14 protein-coding genes are annotated in these 15,824 nt (G+C 57.7%); 8 read left to right on the forward strand and 6 right to left on the reverse strand.

Features of this window, described 5'->3' with window-relative positions:
- The first annotated feature begins 16 nt into the window (after window positions 1-16).
- Together bufB and PSQ90_RS05745 are read left to right on the forward strand one after the other, a co-directional pair.
- Window positions 17-943: an MNIO family bufferin maturase gene (gene bufB / locus PSQ90_RS05740; RefSeq protein WP_282212459.1), complete on the forward strand. Its 927-nt coding sequence runs from the start codon at window positions 17-19 to the stop codon at window positions 941-943.
- Window positions 930-1,730, forward strand: a complete 801-nt coding sequence (locus tag PSQ90_RS05745) for an HvfC/BufC N-terminal domain-containing protein (protein WP_282212460.1) — start codon at window positions 930-932, stop codon at window positions 1,728-1,730. The genes bufB and PSQ90_RS05745 overlap by 14 nt, the downstream gene beginning before the upstream one ends.
- A 342-nt stretch (window positions 1,731-2,072) precedes the next feature.
- Here PSQ90_RS05745 and PSQ90_RS05750 read toward each other — a convergent pair whose 3' ends face one another.
- The 3 genes from PSQ90_RS05750 to PSQ90_RS05760 are packed head-to-tail and all read right to left on the reverse strand — an operon-like array spanning window position 2,073 to window position 5,207.
- Window positions 2,073-3,131: an ABC transporter substrate-binding protein gene (locus PSQ90_RS05750; RefSeq protein WP_282212461.1), complete on the reverse strand. Its 1,059-nt coding sequence runs from the start codon at window positions 3,129-3,131 to the stop codon at window positions 2,073-2,075.
- Window positions 3,128-4,486, reverse strand: coding sequence for a sensor histidine kinase (locus PSQ90_RS05755; protein ID WP_282212462.1), 1,359 nt, complete (start codon window positions 4,484-4,486; stop codon window positions 3,128-3,130). Before PSQ90_RS05755 ends, PSQ90_RS05750 begins: the two co-directional genes overlap by 4 nt.
- A gap of 43 nt (window positions 4,487-4,529) precedes the next feature.
- Window positions 4,530-5,207 carry a response regulator transcription factor gene (locus PSQ90_RS05760; RefSeq protein WP_282212995.1) on the reverse strand — a complete coding sequence of 226 codons (678 nt, stop codon included), beginning with the start codon at window positions 5,205-5,207 and terminating at the stop codon, window positions 4,530-4,532.
- 168 nt (window positions 5,208-5,375) lie between these two features.
- On the opposite strand from PSQ90_RS05760, the gene PSQ90_RS05765 reads away from it, so the two are divergent.
- The 3 genes from PSQ90_RS05765 (at window position 5,376) to PSQ90_RS05775 (ending at window position 8,451) form a co-directional block, all read left to right on the forward strand.
- Window positions 5,376-6,368 carry a Bug family tripartite tricarboxylate transporter substrate binding protein gene (locus PSQ90_RS05765; RefSeq protein ID WP_282212463.1) on the forward strand — a complete coding sequence of 331 codons (993 nt, stop codon included), beginning with the start codon at window positions 5,376-5,378 and terminating at the stop codon, window positions 6,366-6,368.
- A gap of 76 nt (window positions 6,369-6,444) precedes the next feature.
- A complete protein-coding gene (locus tag PSQ90_RS05770; RefSeq protein WP_282212464.1) occupies window positions 6,445-6,885 on the forward strand; it encodes a tripartite tricarboxylate transporter TctB family protein in 441 nt (146 codons plus the stop codon).
- Between the two features lie 24 nt (window positions 6,886-6,909).
- A complete protein-coding gene (locus tag PSQ90_RS05775) occupies window positions 6,910-8,451 on the forward strand; it encodes a tripartite tricarboxylate transporter permease (protein WP_282212465.1) in 1,542 nt (513 codons plus the stop codon).
- Between the two features lie 535 nt (window positions 8,452-8,986).
- On the opposite strand, the gene PSQ90_RS05780 is transcribed toward PSQ90_RS05775, so the two are convergent.
- Both PSQ90_RS05780 and PSQ90_RS05785 read right to left on the reverse strand, forming a co-directional pair.
- Window positions 8,987-10,315: a histidine kinase dimerization/phospho-acceptor domain-containing protein gene (locus PSQ90_RS05780; protein ID WP_282212466.1), complete on the reverse strand. Its 1,329-nt coding sequence runs from the start codon at window positions 10,313-10,315 to the stop codon at window positions 8,987-8,989.
- On the reverse strand, window positions 10,312-10,968 hold the full coding sequence (locus PSQ90_RS05785) for a response regulator (RefSeq protein ID WP_282212996.1): 657 nt from the start codon (window positions 10,966-10,968) through the stop codon (window positions 10,312-10,314). Before PSQ90_RS05785 ends, PSQ90_RS05780 begins: the two co-directional genes overlap by 4 nt.
- Before the next feature lie 130 nt (window positions 10,969-11,098).
- Between PSQ90_RS05785 and PSQ90_RS05790 the strand changes: the two genes are divergently transcribed.
- From PSQ90_RS05790 to PSQ90_RS05800, 3 genes are all read left to right on the forward strand, one after another.
- Window positions 11,099-11,569 (forward strand): DUF2271 domain-containing protein, encoded by a 471-nt coding sequence (locus PSQ90_RS05790; protein WP_282212467.1) that lies wholly within the window; start codon window positions 11,099-11,101, stop codon window positions 11,567-11,569.
- 12 nt (window positions 11,570-11,581) lie between these two features.
- Window positions 11,582-13,738 carry a PepSY domain-containing protein gene (locus PSQ90_RS05795; RefSeq protein ID WP_282212468.1) on the forward strand — a complete coding sequence of 719 codons (2,157 nt, stop codon included), beginning with the start codon at window positions 11,582-11,584 and terminating at the stop codon, window positions 13,736-13,738.
- Window positions 13,739-13,849: 111 nt separating this feature from the next.
- Window positions 13,850-14,779: an FAD:protein FMN transferase gene (locus PSQ90_RS05800; RefSeq protein WP_282212997.1), complete on the forward strand. Its 930-nt coding sequence runs from the start codon at window positions 13,850-13,852 to the stop codon at window positions 14,777-14,779.
- Here the strand turns inward: PSQ90_RS05800 and PSQ90_RS05805 are convergent.
- A complete protein-coding gene (locus PSQ90_RS05805) occupies window positions 14,735-15,769 on the reverse strand; it encodes a LacI family DNA-binding transcriptional regulator (protein ID WP_282212469.1) in 1,035 nt (344 codons plus the stop codon). The two genes, PSQ90_RS05800 and PSQ90_RS05805, sit on opposite strands and share 45 nt — an antisense overlap.
- Window positions 15,770-15,824: the final 55 nt, after the last annotated feature.

Here is a 15,824-nt window from a genome sequence, read left to right on the forward strand (position 1 = left end):
GAAAGTGGAGGCTTCGATGAACGAACTGGCCCAATCCCTACACCCTCGATTGTCGGTTGCCTCGCGCTTTCCGGCGCATCCTGTCGCCGGTCTGGCGGGAACCAGCCTCAAGCATACGCATCTTCCCTCGATATTGGCCGATGATCCTCAACGTGCCTTTTTCGAGGTGCACGCGGAGAACTATATGGGCGCTGGCGGCCCCCCGCATGACGCATTGACGCGTATCCGCCGCGATTATCCGGTCTCGCTACACGGGGTGTGCATGTCAATTGGCGGACCGCAGCCGCTCGACCAGACCCATCTTGCTCGCTTCAAGGCGCTGGTGGATCGATATGAGCCGGCTCTGGTTTCAGAGCATCTCGCCTGGTCGACCCATGAGATGACCTATTTCAACGATCTGCTCCCGCTGCCCTACACCCCTGCGACGCTTGCGCGCGTCGCCGAACATATTGACAAGGTGCAAAACACGATAGGCCGTCCATTCCTGCTCGAAAACCCCTCGACCTATGTCCTGTTTGAGCAGTCAACGATAAGCGAAACCGAGTTTTTACGCGAACTTGTCCGGCGCACCGGCTGCGGTTTGCTCCTCGATGTCAATAATGTCTTTGTCTCAGCCACCAACCAGGGCCATTCCGCGCTTGATTATCTTGCCGATTTTCCGCTCGAGCATGTTGGCGAAATCCATTTGGCTGGACACGCGGAACAAACAGATGACGAAGGTGATCTACTGCTCATCGATAGCCATGACGGTCCCGTCGCCGACGCGGTGTGGAAGCTCTATGACATCGTGATCGGTCGAGCCGGGCCCATTCCGACTCTTGTTGAATGGGACAGCGATATTCCCGACTGGCCTATCCTCAAAGCAGAAGCGACGGCCGCGCAGTTAATGCTCGATCGTCATGCGCATGGCCTCATGCCTGGAATAGCTCATGCGGTCCGTTGATCCAGAAGTCGGGCGCATCGACCACCATCCCGGCTATGCCGTCGACTTCGTTGCGGGATTGCTCAATCCTGAACGCGCGGTACCCTCGATTGTCGCAGGGCCCGACGGCAAGGCTGCCGCCAGGCGTTATGCGGTCTATCGCAACAATGTCACCGTCAGCCTCATCGACGCGCTCGCCGCAACATTTCCGGCAACGATGCGCATAACTGGCGTCGATTTCTTCCGGGCCATGGCCCGGGACCATGTGCGCGCCACGCCCCCTAACTCACCACTCATGTTCGAATATGGCTACGATTTTGCGGGGTTCATCGAGCAATATGAGCACGCCCGCTTGATGCCATGGCTGGCCGATGTGGCACGGCTGGAAAGGGCATGGCTCGACGCCTATCATGCCGCCGACGCAAAGCCGCTGATGGGTGCATCGCTGGCCCTGATCCCGCCGGATCAACTGACCGACGCTATTCTTGCGCCCCATCCCGCAACGCGGGTAGTTCGCTCGCGCTACTCTGTGGTCGCCATTTTCGCGGCCAATCGAGGCGACGCGCCGATAAGTCAGATCGACGCGAGCGCGCCCGAGGATGCGCTGGTGACCCGACCGGGGCTTGAGGTCATGGTCCGACGGCTTCCACCGGGTGGGGCCGACTTCGTCTTGCATCTGAGCGCTGGTGAACCGCTGGGCGCCGCGGCTGCCGCAGTGCTTGCCGAGTATCCGACGTTCGACCTCTCCGCCAATATTGCCGGCATGATCGATGCTGGCGTCTTCAATGAGATCTGTGTCGGAGGCTGAACGAATAGGCGTTGGCGCGGGAATCGACAGAAGGGTGAACAGCGCGATCCGTACCACCGCACAACCGTCGCTCACCCAGCTTGCACTTCGGGTTACACTCGACGGAGGCTCTTTGGCGCTCGAGTGTAAACAAATGGGACAGGTTTCTGTAGTTGAATGAAGCCGCTGTACAGCTCTCTAGCTCGGATTTCAAACTGCATTTACCGAGTGCCTTATTCATTTCCCGCCCCAGAGATTTTTGCGTTCGCCGCGGATTCCGGGCAAATTGCGCTACTCATTCTTCTGGTTTTGGATTTTGCAACCAAACTGCCAGGATTTAGACTTCGGCCAAAGTCGGCGCATCTACTTCTGCCGCAAGTTTTGGCGCCATTGGCTTAAAAAAATCTTGCGCTTGTGCTGGTCCAAACCTGCCAACAGAATTGGCGACAGGGCGATGGGCCGCAGGCTTGATGGGCCGCCGCCGGGCAGGTCGAAATCGGAGCCGTCGGCACCTCCTATTTTCACCACCAGCCGAGCCTGACCCAATGCTGTTTGGCCAGCACCGGACAGCAGGAAGTCGATAAAGGCGCCCGCCGCGCCGACATTATTCGAGTGCTTGGGAATTAGCGCGGTTCTTGATAGAACGAGGGTGTAATCGCTGGGCGCTCGTACGCCAATGCGGGCGTCTTTGTCGGCACGCGCAAGGGCGTAAGATCCTAGCACGTTGTAGGCGATCAGATAGCGGCCGTCGGCCACCGCGTCGATCAGTTCCGCCGAACAGCAGGTGGCCACCGCGCCCGAGCGGCCGAATGCTTCGAGCAGCCGGCCAAAGGTGTTGGCCTGCAACGAATCCATGAACGCAAACAGATAGCCCAAGCCTGAGGCTTCGATGTCGTAGGTAGCAACGCGCCCGACAAAGCGGGAGTCGGCGGGACGTAGCAGGTCGATCAAGTCAAAGCGCGACAGGGGTACCTCGTCTGGTGCCACTAGCTCGGTGTTGTAGATCAACACCGCCGGCTCCTCGGTAATGCCAAATATCTCGTTCCGCCAATTGCGCGAGGTCGGCAAGGCTTCAGTGGCCGGCGATTTGTACGCGATGGCGCAGCCATCATTTACTAGTTGCACCTGCAAATCGGCCGCCGAGCTGATGATCAGATCGGCACTGTCAGCCCCTGATGCGCAATGGCGGGCCGAAAGCGCGGCCAGATCATTTGAGCCCCACTGCTCGTAGGCAATGGCCATGTTGGGGCGGGTCGCCAAGAAATCCTGCATAACCGGCGCGAACACGTTGATATCGGTTGTACTTCGCACTACCAGCGTGTCGGTGGCTGTTGGCGGACCAAAGACTGCTGAGTCTTCCTGCGCAATGCAGGCCGAGCAAGTCATCACAGCGGCGAGCATAACGATCACTTGCCGGATCATGGTGAATGCTCTTGAAGCTGTAGCGGGATCACCAAGCTGATGGTGAACCCGGAATTGGAGGCGATATCGACCTCAATGGTCGCACCGTGGGCATTGGCAACGGCATGCGCAATGGACAGGCCAATTCCCGTGCCGTTGGTGCGGTGCTGGTCCGAAGAGAGAAAGCGCTGGCCAAGCTGACGCGCTTCCTTTGCCGTCATTCCCTTACCCTCATCGTGCACATGCAGCAACGCTTCATCTGGTTGTCGAATAACCGAGACAGTCACAACGCCGTCTCCATGCTGTAGCGCATTACTGATCAAATTTTTGACGGCCTCCTCAAGTGAGAGGGCATCCCCGGCAATCCACACCGGGGTTTCGGACAAGTCGAGGCGCAGTCGGCCGACCTCGAAAATTGCCCCGTCGTCAAAGACCTCTGCTGCCGCCATGGCAGTCCGGCGCAAGTCAATTCTGGTATGGACTGCGCTGTCGCCGCGATGAATAACCAATGCCCTGTTCAACATCTGGTCGGTCAGGCGGCTCAAGCCGACGGCGCGCGCCAGAATCCGGCCAACGATCTCGGACTGTCGCGCTGGATCCTGCTCCTCGCTTGCCAATTGCGCCTGCGCTCGCAGAGCCGCAATGGGCGTACGTAGCTGGTGCGCCGAATCCGAAATCAAGTTTTGCATGCCGTCGATCTGCTGGTGCAGTCGGGTGATGAAGCGATTGATTGCATCGACAACGGCGCGCAGCTCACGCGGCACCACTATGTCCAGCGGAGTCAGGTCCTTGGGGTCACGACGGAGCAGGTCCTGGCCAATACGTTTGAGGGGGACGAGTGCCGAACGGATCGAAAAAGCCGCAAGGGCGACCATGCCAATCCCCGCGACCGCCAACATCATCCAGGCATTACGTGCAATGTCCCAGGCCAATGCTTGTCGGGCGATGGTCGTGTGAGCGACGATCGTCGTCACGGTGCCACTAAAGCCGCGCTCGGCGAAGTGCCGACGGACCGCAACCAGCCTGACGGGGGCTCCGGCGAACGTGCCATCAAAAAAGCTGACATCCTGCTGGGTGGGGGGAAGCGCAAGCTCATCGTATCCGGTTAGCGTGACGCCTTCGGGGTCGATAACACGATAGGCGATCCGGTCCTCCCTGGCCAAAGCCAGCAATTCCAATGCCGTCACGGGCAAATCCACCAGCGGAGTGCCATCAACGATCGAAATCGATGCCGAGATCTGGTTCGCCGCGCCGACCAGCAGTCGGTCAAACGCGTCACGCGCCGCCTGGTGCCCGTAAGCCAAAGCGGCAGATGTGACTATAATCCCTCCGGCCAGTAATATCAGACCAATGGCCAGGAAAAGACGAGAGGCCAACGATAGAGGTTGCCCGTTGCCGTGCCCAAAACGATTTAGTGCCCTATTGTCTTGCAATGAGTTGGTATCCCAGTCCGCGCAGTGTCTTGATGGCCACAGTGCCCCCTTCCAGCTTCTTGCGCAGCCGGGCGACATAAATCTCGACAGCATTCAATCCGACATCGTCCTCATCAAACGAAAACATTCGCTCAAAAATCTGCTCTTTGGAAATGACACGGCCGCGGTTGATCAATAGCGCCTCAAGCACGCCGAACTCACGCCGTGTCAGATTGACCGGATGCCCTCCAAGGTTGGCTGTGTGCCCGGCTATATCAACTTCTAGATCGGCATAGCTGATCACCGAGCCTTCAGAGGGGTCCCGCTGCGCACGTCTGGCAAGCGCGCGAACACGTGCCTCAAGTTCGCGCAGATCAAACGGTTTGACCAGATAATCGTCGGCACCTTGGTCGAGGGCGGCTACTCGGTCATCGATCTTTAACCGGGCGGTCAGCATCAGGATTGGCGTTGTGTTGCCTTGCCGTCTTTGATCCGCGAGCAGCGAAAGTCCGTCGCCATCCGGCAAATTGATATCAAGAATTATCACGTCATAGCGCTGCAGGGCGAGCAGCTCGTTGGCTTCGGCCCGCGTAATCGCATGATCAACAGCATCGCCACGGCGGCCAAAGCTGGCAACAATTGCCCCCGCGACATCGTGGGTATCCTCTACAAGCAAGATGCGAATGACAGGCGCCCTCCCGTGCGTGCTCGCAATTGAGCGCTTAAGCTCAGGGCTTGCAAGTGCAATGTCCGTGGTTGGCGATGACAGCTTGATGACAGGTTGGTCTGCTAGATAGCCTCGAGGCCTGCAAGACCAGCAATTGGCGGCAGGCAAACAATTGAGGAGAATCCAATGAAATTGCTTTCCGTGGCAAAAGTCACTTTTCTTGCCGCTGCGCTCAGCGTGACCGCGTACGCCCCAAACGCTGTTGCGTTCGAGCCAAGCAATACCGAGTGCATCGCGCCGGCTGGTGCGGGCGGTGGTTGGGACTTTACCTGCCGTCAGGTTGGCAAAGCCTTGCAGGATCTCAAATTGATCCCCGGTACAATGCAGGTCACCAATCTTGCCGGCGGCGGCGGCGGGGTGGCATTCGCCGAAGTGGTCAACAAGCGCGATGCAGAGAACGACCTGATCGTTGCAGCTTCTTCGGCAACATCGACGCGTCTGGCACAGGGCGCTTATCCTGGAAATGATATGAGCCAGGTTCGCTGGCTGGCCTCGGTCGGCGCCGACTACGGCATCATTGCCGTCGCCAGGGACTCAGCGATCAACACACTCCCTGAGCTACTGGAAAAGATCAAGGCCGACCCGACGAGCGTGTCTGTTGCCGGCGGCTCCGCTGTTGGCGGATGGGACCACCTCAAGGTGCTCATTGCAGCCAAAAAGTTCGGCATTGACGACGTCCGTAGCGTCAAATACGTGGCCTTCGACGGTGGCGGCGAGGCCGTAACTCAGCTGCTGGCGGGAAGCGTGCAGGCTTTTACCGGCGACGCGTCGGAAGCAAAGGGCTTCGTGGATTCGGGCGACATAAAGGTGATCGCCGTACTGGCTCCAGAGCGTCTTGAAGGCGATTTTGCCTCCTACCCGACTGCCAAGGAGCAGGGTATCAATGTGATTGGCGCAAACTGGCGCGGATTTTATGCCCCTGGCAACATGTCTGACGAAGCCTACGATTTTTGGGTTGCACAGATCGGGGCCGTTTATGACTCGGCGGAGTGGAAGGCCACGATGGCGTCAAACGGTTTGGCTCCACTTGACCTGCGCGGCGCTGACTTCCAGGCCTTCGTCTCAGACTCCGTGGACAGCATCGCCGCTTTGTCCAAGGAAATAGGCCTCATCGAGTAGACCGCGCAACGTTCTTGGGGCCCGCACGCACCATATTGTGGGCCTCGCCTGGTTTCATGCGGCAAGGGGAAATCCGATGAAGAATTCCAGCGATCGTCTGCTCGGAATTGCCGGCTTGGTGCTTTCAGGTCTCATGATCTGGGGAGCATTCCTGATCAAGGAAAGCTTCATCCAGGACCCGCTGGGCCCGCGCGTGTTTCCGATTGTCATTGCGACAGTCATTGCCATCGCATCTGCGACCATACTGTGGCGCCCCGACGATGAACCGTTATGGCCGGCATTTCCGCGATTGCTAGAAATCGGCGTCGCCGTGCTTGCGTTAATTGCCTACGCCCAGTTTTTGCCCATCGCCGGCTTTGTACTGACCACCGCACTTTGCGGGGGCTTCCTGTCATGGAGACTGGGCACGCCGCCGCTGAAGGCAGCTGCTGCCGGCCTGATAATTTCGGGTGGCATCTTCCTGGTCTTCCGTATCGTCCTTGGACTTTCCCTCGCCAGAGGGCCCTGGGGGTTCTGATCCCGGCTTGAGAGACATTAAGACATGGATTCGCTTCAATCACTCGCCGACGGATTTCTGATTGCCTTGACCTGGCAGAACCTGGGACTGGCCTTGATCGGCTGTCTTCTTGGCACGATTATTGGTGCTTTGCCGGGGCTGGGACCCTCAAATGGCGTCGCAATTCTGATTCCATTGGTCTTCACCCTTGGACTGCCTGCCACGCCCGCACTTATTCTTCTGACAAGCGTCTACTATGGGGCCATGTATGGGGGACGCATTTCCTCGATCCTGCTCAACATACCCGGAGATGAGCCAGCCCTGATGACCACGCTTGATGGCTATCCCATGGCTCGCAAAGGCCAGGCCGGCGAGGCGTTGTCGATTTCGGGCATTTCTTCATTTGTCGGCTCATTCTTTGCGACTTGGGGGCTGGTGTTTCTGGCACCACAATTGGTCAAGGTGGCCCTGTTGTTCGGCCCCGCCGAGTATTTTGCCCTATTTACCCTAGCCTTTGCGACCTTGGGCGGCCTTGCCAGTCGCAACCAGGCAAAGGCCGCATTCGCCGCCGCGCTTGGACTTGGCATCGCCATGATCGGCGTTGACGGACAGACGGGTGTACCACGCTTCACATTTGGCGAAGTACATTTATATGACGGCATCGATTTTCTGGTCGCCATCGTGGGCATGTTTGCGCTCTCCGAAGTGTTCACTTTCCTTGAACATCGCGGCACCACTCAGGCGACGGGCGGCGACGGAACGGTTAAGCTGGGCCGCATTACCCCGCCCGTTTCAATGCTCAAGCAGACATCGGGATCAATGGCGCGTGGTACAATTTTAGGGTTTCTTGCCGGCGTGCTCCCCGGTGCTGGTGCCTCGCTAGGCTCATTTATCGCCTACTCCTTTGAAAAGCGGCTCAAGGACAAGGAAGGCACATTCGGCAAAGGTGATCCGCGGGGCGTGGCTGCACCAGAAGCAGGCAACAATGCTGCAGCCGGCGGCGCATTGGTGCCGATGCTAGCCCTCGGCGTCCCCGGCTCAGGCACGACAGCCGTCTTGCTGGCCATGCTACTGGCGCTCAACATAACGCCCGGTCCGTTGCTGTTCCAGAACAACCCAGATGTGGTATGGGGTCTTGTTGCTGCATTGTTCATTGCCAATTTCATGTTGCTGGCCCTCAACATTCCAATGGTCGGCTTCTTCGTACGCCTGTTGATGATTCCGCCACGTTACCTTATGCCCGGCGTGGCGATGATCTCGTTCGTCGGCATTTATGGCGTATCTGGCTCAACATTCGATCTGATGGTCATGATTGCGTTCGGCGTTCTTGGCTGGGTGCTGCGCAAACTCGATATACCTTTGGTGCCCATTATCCTGGGCGTCCTGCTGGGCGACCAGATGGAAAAGAACCTGCGCCGAGCCATGACGATTTCGGACGGTGATGTGATGACCCTTGTCGCCTCGCCCCTGTCAATTGCACTATGGACCATGGCAATTGTTGGATTCATCCTTCCCATGCTCGTGGGCCGCTATCTGCGTCCAAAAATCGCCGACACCGATGCTGTCGAGGGCGCAGACCCAGACTAATGGAATGGAAAGACTGAATGCCCGCAACAAGGAAGACTACACCATTTCCCGACGGTCGAGGCGCGTCAATGAACTTGCCCGGATTTAGTGGAGAGGCATACGCTCAATAACTGCCACCATGGCCTCCGTAAATGGATCGGCTATGGCCCATTTCCGCGGCTGTGCGGTTTGGAAGATCGTTTTTCCAGACCATTTTGGCGTTCATCGAATTGAACACGGTCGAACCAAGGCGTTGTCAAGACAATTACCCTTGCCGCTCAACGTAGCAGTCTTAATAAGGGCACTGCCTCGATGTGCAACAGTTTAACCGTGCAATCACACCGTCGCGCCTCGGCAGTCTGACCGGCTGCTGCTCCAATCAGGCGGCGCAACGCACAAACGAAAACGAACACGGCTATTGAGCGTGATCACGTTGACCGGAACGTCACAACGGTAGCATAGCAACGAGACCAAAACCCTCCCTAAATCTTAACCACAGTCCGAGACACAGGTGCTGACGGAGCACAGGCGCATCTGAAGCGAATTCGGGACACCCTCACGACGGCAACCAAAGTTGCGCCTCAAAGCCATCGTCCGCCCCGATTGCCGGAGAAAGCAACGCCAATCGCCCACCTGACTGCGCCATGATCGCACTGACAATCGCAAGGCCGAGTCCCGAACCGCGCGTCGCAGTTTCACCTCGGATGAATCGTTGGCTGAGTCTTGCCAATAGCTCCGCACCAACAATTTGGCCGCGGCTGCGCACGCGCAAAATAGCTCCCGGTCCAGCAACGACATCAACCATTGCCCCTGGCGTGCCGTGACCGAGACCGTTCTGGATCAGGTTTCTGAGCGCAATCGCAAAAGCATCCGGATCAATCGGGCTAACGAGTTTGGCATCATCAAGTATCGTCAGGTTCACGCGGTCCGATACCTCGTGCGCGGCGTGAAAGTCGCGGACGACTAATGTAATGACAGGACGCAGGTCGATAGGCACCTCTGATCGAGCAAATCCTGCGTCAAGGCGAGCGAGTTGCAAAAGCTTTTCCGATAAATGGGACAGATTGCGCAGCGCGCTTTCTATGTCCCTGATCCGCGATTGTGCCGGATGCTCGCCGAGCTCGTAGGCGAGGCGTTGGGTCTGGGCCAGCGCACCGGCGATTGGGGTGCGCAGTTCGTGCGCGCTATTGGCGGCAAATTCGCGCTCGATATCCATGGCTGACTTGAGCCGCACAAGCAGTGCGGCAACTTCCTGGGCGATCGGCGCCAATTCCACGGGATGTTCATTGTTGCTCAGCGGTGACAGGTTTGCGCCACCGCGTTCAGCAATTTCGCGCCGCAGACGCTCAAGTGGGCGCATCGCCAGCCGCACGGCAAACCATATGCCTGCCGCCCCTAAGGGCAATAGACCTGCAAGCGGCCAGAACAGAGCGCCAATCGCGTCGCGAAGGGCTTCGCCGCGATAGTTAGAGGTTTCCAACACGACAATACCAAATCCAGAGCGATGGTCACTCGCGGCAAAGGCGCGACGATTTCCGATAAGTAAAAATCCATCGCCCGACGGAATGCTGGATAGGACCTGGGGGGCATCGTCCGCCCGGATAACGACTTTGCCGGTGCTATCATAAACCAGGTAGGTGAACGAACCTGCCGCCGCCCCATCGGTGGCAGCAATGGGCAGGGCATGTTCCGAAGGTTCCCGCAAATCATGGAGGGCGAGTGGCAGCAACCGGTAAGCACTTTGACGCAATCCTTCGTCAAAGGATTCCGCCAACTCATGCTGCAGAACACTTGTGGAAATTGCGGCGGCACCCAACCAGAGTAAGCAAGTGCCGACACTTAGCCAAATGGCAAGACGCAGGGCAATCGAGTAGGGCCACTTCATTTATCGACCCGATAGCCAAGGCCGCGTTGGGTAGTTATCGTTTCGCGCCCCAGTTTTTTGCGCAGCCTGCTGATATAGACTTCAACCGCATTACTTTCGATCTCAGCGCCAAATTCATACAAAGAATCCTCGAGCTCCGATCTGCTCACGACTGATCCGCGTCGACTGATCAGGCGTTCGAACACGGCCCATTCTCGCTGTGTAAGGGTAACAGACTCCTCGCCCTGCATTATCAATTTGGTCGCCAGGTTCACCTGCGCAGCGCCTACGGTTACAAGCGGCGCTGGATTGCCAGAATATCGACGCGCCACCGCCGCAACACGCGCACTCATTTCACTCAAGTCGAAAGGTTTGACCAGATAATCGTCGGCGCCGGCATTTAAACCTTCGATGCGAACGTTAATTTGGTCCTGCGCCGTGGTGATGATAACCGGCACCGAACTGCCGCGGGCACGTAGGTGCCGCAGTAAGTCCAGGCCCCGGCCGTCTGGTAAATTAAGATCGAGCAGGACCAGTTCATACCCAACGCTGTCCAAGGCGGCCTCAGCATCATCCACCCGCGTCAACCAGTCGACGCTGTGGCCTGTGGCTGCAACATGGTCGCGGATCGCGCCGCCGAGCACCTGGTCATCCTCAACCAGCAATATGCGCAATTTCTGCTCCTTTTGGGCCATCCCTATAATCGCAACCTTACATCAACCTGAATAGTGAGCCTGGTTTGCTTCAGGCTGCTGTCAGGTTGGTCTGCGATATGGGGACAATTACCAACCATGGAGTGCCCTCATGAAAAAGCTGATCACGGTCCTGATGCTTGCAACGGCGCTTGGAACGCCCACTCTCGCGTTCGCCAAGGATACCAAGCTATCCATCCAGATGTCTAACTATTGGGGTCCACCTGCCTATCTTGCCGTTTATCTGAACAAGCTTGATGGTTCCTTTGATTCCACCGTCTGGGTGGCCGGAGGCCAATCGCGCTACCAGAGGGATCTGCGTAGCTGGTTTCGCGCTGCCTCATCCAGCAACCAACGCATTGACGGCATCACCGGCGCCAGCATTGGCAGTGGACGGACCATGCAGGTCGACGTCAATATCGCGGATTCCCTGATTGATGCAGGCTATACACTTCATGTGGACAGCGCGGTTCAGGATGGCGGATTAGTTCGCGACGACGCGGTGTTGAAATTGACCCAGGCCAATTCGGGCACTGTTGTCGCCGGCCGAGGCTATGTGGGCGCTCTGAGCGTCAGCTTTTAAGGGGCTGGGGTGATGTTGCGCCGTTTACATTCCGCCCCCGGGCTTGTCGCCGGTCTGATCGTGGCTTTCATGGCAATCACGGGCTCGGTTCTGTCAGTGCAACCCGTGATGGATCATTTTGCGGTGCGTTCAACTACCGTCGCCATGAACGTCGCTGCATTGGCCAATGCGGTCAGCACCCATCTCACCGGCGTGGAGCGTATTGTCCACGCCGCTTCGGGTGCCGTTACGGCCTATTATGACGGCGGCAAAGGTGTGGCGGCGGCCCTCATCGACCCTGCGACCGGTGCTGTGCTTGGCGATTATTCTCCGTCGCCAATTTTTGTGTTTTTCACAGAATTGCATCGTTCTCTGTTCCTTGGCATGAACGGGCGTTTCGCCTCGGGTATGAGCGCCTTGGCGTTAGCTGTGCTTGCCGTCGGTGGGATGCTGCTTCTGGTCAAACGGCTTGGCGGTTGGCGCAAAATTTTTGTCACCGTCAAAGGAACGATATCGCAGCGCCTGCACGTCGAACTGGCGCGCATTGCAATTGTCGGTCTTTTGGTGTCGAGCCTGACCGGAGGCTATATGTCGTTGACCAGCTTTGGTGTGATTGCCAGCACCAGCCCGGTTGGCCAATTCCCCGCCAGTGTTGATGGGGGAACGCCCGCCCTTATCTCCTCGCTAAGCGCGTTACAGGCGGTGCCGTTGGCCGATCTGCGCGAACTAGTCTTTCCCTATGCTGGTGATCCTACCGACGTTTTCACTCTGACGACCGCGTCGGGACAGGGATACGTTGATCAGGCAACGGGTGCGTTGCTCAATTTTACGCCGAAAAGCGTTGGCCAGTCGATTTACGAAACGCTTTACATGCTTCACACCGGCCAAGGCTTATGGTGGTTCGGTGCGCTGTTGGGATTGGCCGCGCTTTGTGTCCCCGTTCTGGCTGTCACCGGCACATCTATCTGGTGGTTGCGTCGACGCAATCAAATCAAGGTCGCCAACAATGCCGGGGCACGCCACGCTGATACGGTTATCCTTGTTGGCAGTGAAGGAAATTCGACCTGGGGATTTGCCCAAGTGCTCCATCGGGCCCTGGTCAATCAAGGCCATCAAGTCCACACGGGGGCGATGAACGATTTAGCCACCGCGTATCCTGCCGCCCGCCATCTTCTCGTGCTGGCCGCAACTTATGGTGACGGCTCGGCACCCACCTCGGCAAACCGCTTTTTAAGCCGGATGGCGCGCTTCAAACCACATCCCAATCTGTCCTTTGCAGTGCTGGGTTTTGGGGATCGAAGCTTTTCGCACTACTGCCGCTTCGCACAAGTGAGCGCCGCCGCATTGGCTGAAAAGGGTATGGATCAGATTTTGCCCATGGCAACAGTCGATAGACAGTCGCCTCAAGCTTTTGCCCAATGGGGGCAGGATCTTGGTGGCAAGCTTGGCAACGCGCTGGCGCTCGAACATGTCCCGACTTTTCCACCTACGATATCGTTGAGCTTGGCGAGCCGGACCGATTTCGGCATGGAAGTCCAGGCACCCACAGTCGTTATGCGCTTTACATTGCCCAAACGCGAAATTTCCCATTGGTGGGAGCATCTGGCCTTTGGCAAAACCATGTCATTTCAACCCGGTGATCTCGTCGGCATACTCCCCCCGGGCAGCCCCGTGCCGCGCTTTTATTCGTTGGCGTCGGCTTCTGGCGATGGCGAACTTGAAATTTGCGTGCGCAAACAGACGGGTGGGTTATGCTCGGAATTCTTGCATAATTTACAGCCTGGCGAGCGAATACAGGCCTTCGTTAAGGCAAATCCCGATTTCCGGCCCCGCAAAGGAATATCGCCGATCGTGCTCATCGGCGCGGGCACCGGCATCGCCCCTCTCGTTGGTTTCGTGCGTCACAACGATCGTCATCGTCCCTTGCATCTTTACTTTGGCGGGCGTGATCCCGCCTCAGATTTCCTCTATGCGCCAATCCTTGGTGAGGCAATTGCGGACAATCGGCTAGCAGGTCTGGTGACTGCATTCTCGCGCATTGTTGGTGGGGGCTACGTGCAAGACCGCATACGCGAGGATGGTGCAGCGATCCGTGATTTGGTGTCGAGCGGCGCGCAAATCATGGTGTGTGGGGGCGACAAATGGCCGAGGGCGTTGTCGAAAGCCTCAATCTGGCGTTGGCCCCCATAGGTGAAAACGTCACCTCGCTCAAAGCAAGTGGAAGGTATCTCGAAGATGTTTATTGAGAGACTAAAAACCATGCCCGCACCAACCACCCGACACACTCTCAACGGTCCAACCATGGGCACACGCTGGTCAGCAATTTTTATGGCGCATCAAGATTTTCTGCTGGCATCAGTCCAATCCGATCTGCAAAGCGCAGTGGATCTGGTGGATCACCAAATGTCGACTTGGAAACCCGATAGCGATCTGATGCACTTTAATCGAACCCCAATTGGCGAGTGGGTAACATTGCCGCGCCAACTTTTTGACGTGCTGGCGCTCGGTCTGCAGATTGGGGAGGATTCCGGCGGCGCTTTTAGCGTCGGCGTGGGCGCGCAAGTCCAAGCTTGGGGTTTCGGACCGACATCGACGAACCCCGACACTGAGGCCATTTATGCAGCGCGGGCACGACGGCAAGACCTTGACCCCGAGGCACCAGAGTTGCAACTCGATCTGGCAACTTGTCGGGTGCGGCGCAACGGCGAACTGCAATTGGACTTGTCGGGAATAGCCAAGGGCTACGGCGTAGACTGCCTCGCTAATTGCCTTGGTGCGCATGGCATCGATAATTTTCTCGTCAGCATTGACGGCGAAATCCGGGCCGGCGGGCCGGGCCCAACCGATACGGGCTGGACCATCGGCCTTGAACGCCCAGTGCGCGACAAACGTGAGTTGGTAAAATCCATCGACGTCAGCAATGTCGCCTTGGCGACTTCGGGGAATTACCGTCACTGGCGTGAGTACGGTGGCGCCATTGTGTCCCACACGATTGACCCTCGTATAGGCGAACCGCTCGCTAACGCTATTGCCTCGGTGACGGTTGCGGCCGCCACCTGCGCCGCTGCCGATGCGTGGGCAACCGCGCTGATGGTTTTGGGCGAAGAGGCCGGACCTGCCATGGCGCGAAAATTCGGACTAGACGCGGTCTTTATGCTGCAAGGCCAACAACGCCTTGCCGCCGCATTACCGTTGCGACGTCACCGATCCCCTGATCTCAAGATTGGCTGAGATCATCACAGTTTCCGAGGGCCTGTCGGCTCCAGCCATGCGCGCTCGCAGTAGTGTTATTGCGGTAGTCGATATTTCGGCGAGTGGGGTTCGCACCGTCGTCAGGTGGGGGAGGACTAGCCGCGCCTCGGGGATGTCGTCGAATCCGACGAGGGAAATTTCTGAGGGGATACTGATACCAAAACTCGCTGCGGCACTGATAACGCCGAGCGCGATCACATCGCTTGCTGCGAAAATGGCGGTAGGGCGGTCTTCGGCGGCAATGGCGCGAGCAAATGCTGCAGCACCGAACGCTTCGGTGAACGAACCCTGCATCATAAATTGGTCCGAGGGCTGCACGCCGTGCCGCGTCAACACGTCACCATAAGCTCGCCTACGTTCGCGACTGGACCGTAGTTCCTCCGGTCCAGTCAGCAGTGCGATCGATCGGTGACCCTGACTGCACAGATAGGTAACAGCCTGATAAGCGCCCGCATAATCATCGATCAGTACTTTGTCGGTTGGCGGTATGCCATCGACGTCCTCATCGATCAAGACCGTGGGAATGCCACTTGCCACGACTTTGGCCAGCGCGTCATTTGTGCGGTAATTTCCTGCATAGACCAAGCCCCCGAGTCCCAGCGATGTGGCAAGCTCTAAATAGTCCACCTGACGGGTAGGGTTGCTCAGTGTGCTTAGCAAGATCACATAGAGCCCTTGCTCGTCGGCGGCCCGCACCACCGCATCGGCCAGTCGGCCATAGTATGAGTTCGCTGTGTGAGGAATAAGGAGGCCGATAGTAGCGGTCAGTCGATTTACCGAGGGCAAAGGATTGCTTCGTCCATCACGGTAACCTGCATCCAGCAAGGCGGACTTAACCCGTTTCTGGGTGTCATCCTTCAGCGTGAGTTGTCCGCTAAGATATCGAGAGACGGTGGATACCGAGACATTGGCGGCCTTGGCGATGTCCCGAAGGCTTGCCTTTACCCGCCTAGATTCCAAGTCGCCCATTCCCACCTGCCTCTGATCAGCTTTTGTTGGTGCCGCACGCTTTAGCTTAACACAG

It is taken from the genome of Devosia rhodophyticola (assembly GCF_028816475.1).
Taxonomy (GTDB): domain Bacteria; phylum Pseudomonadota; class Alphaproteobacteria; order Rhizobiales; family Devosiaceae; genus Devosia; species Devosia rhodophyticola.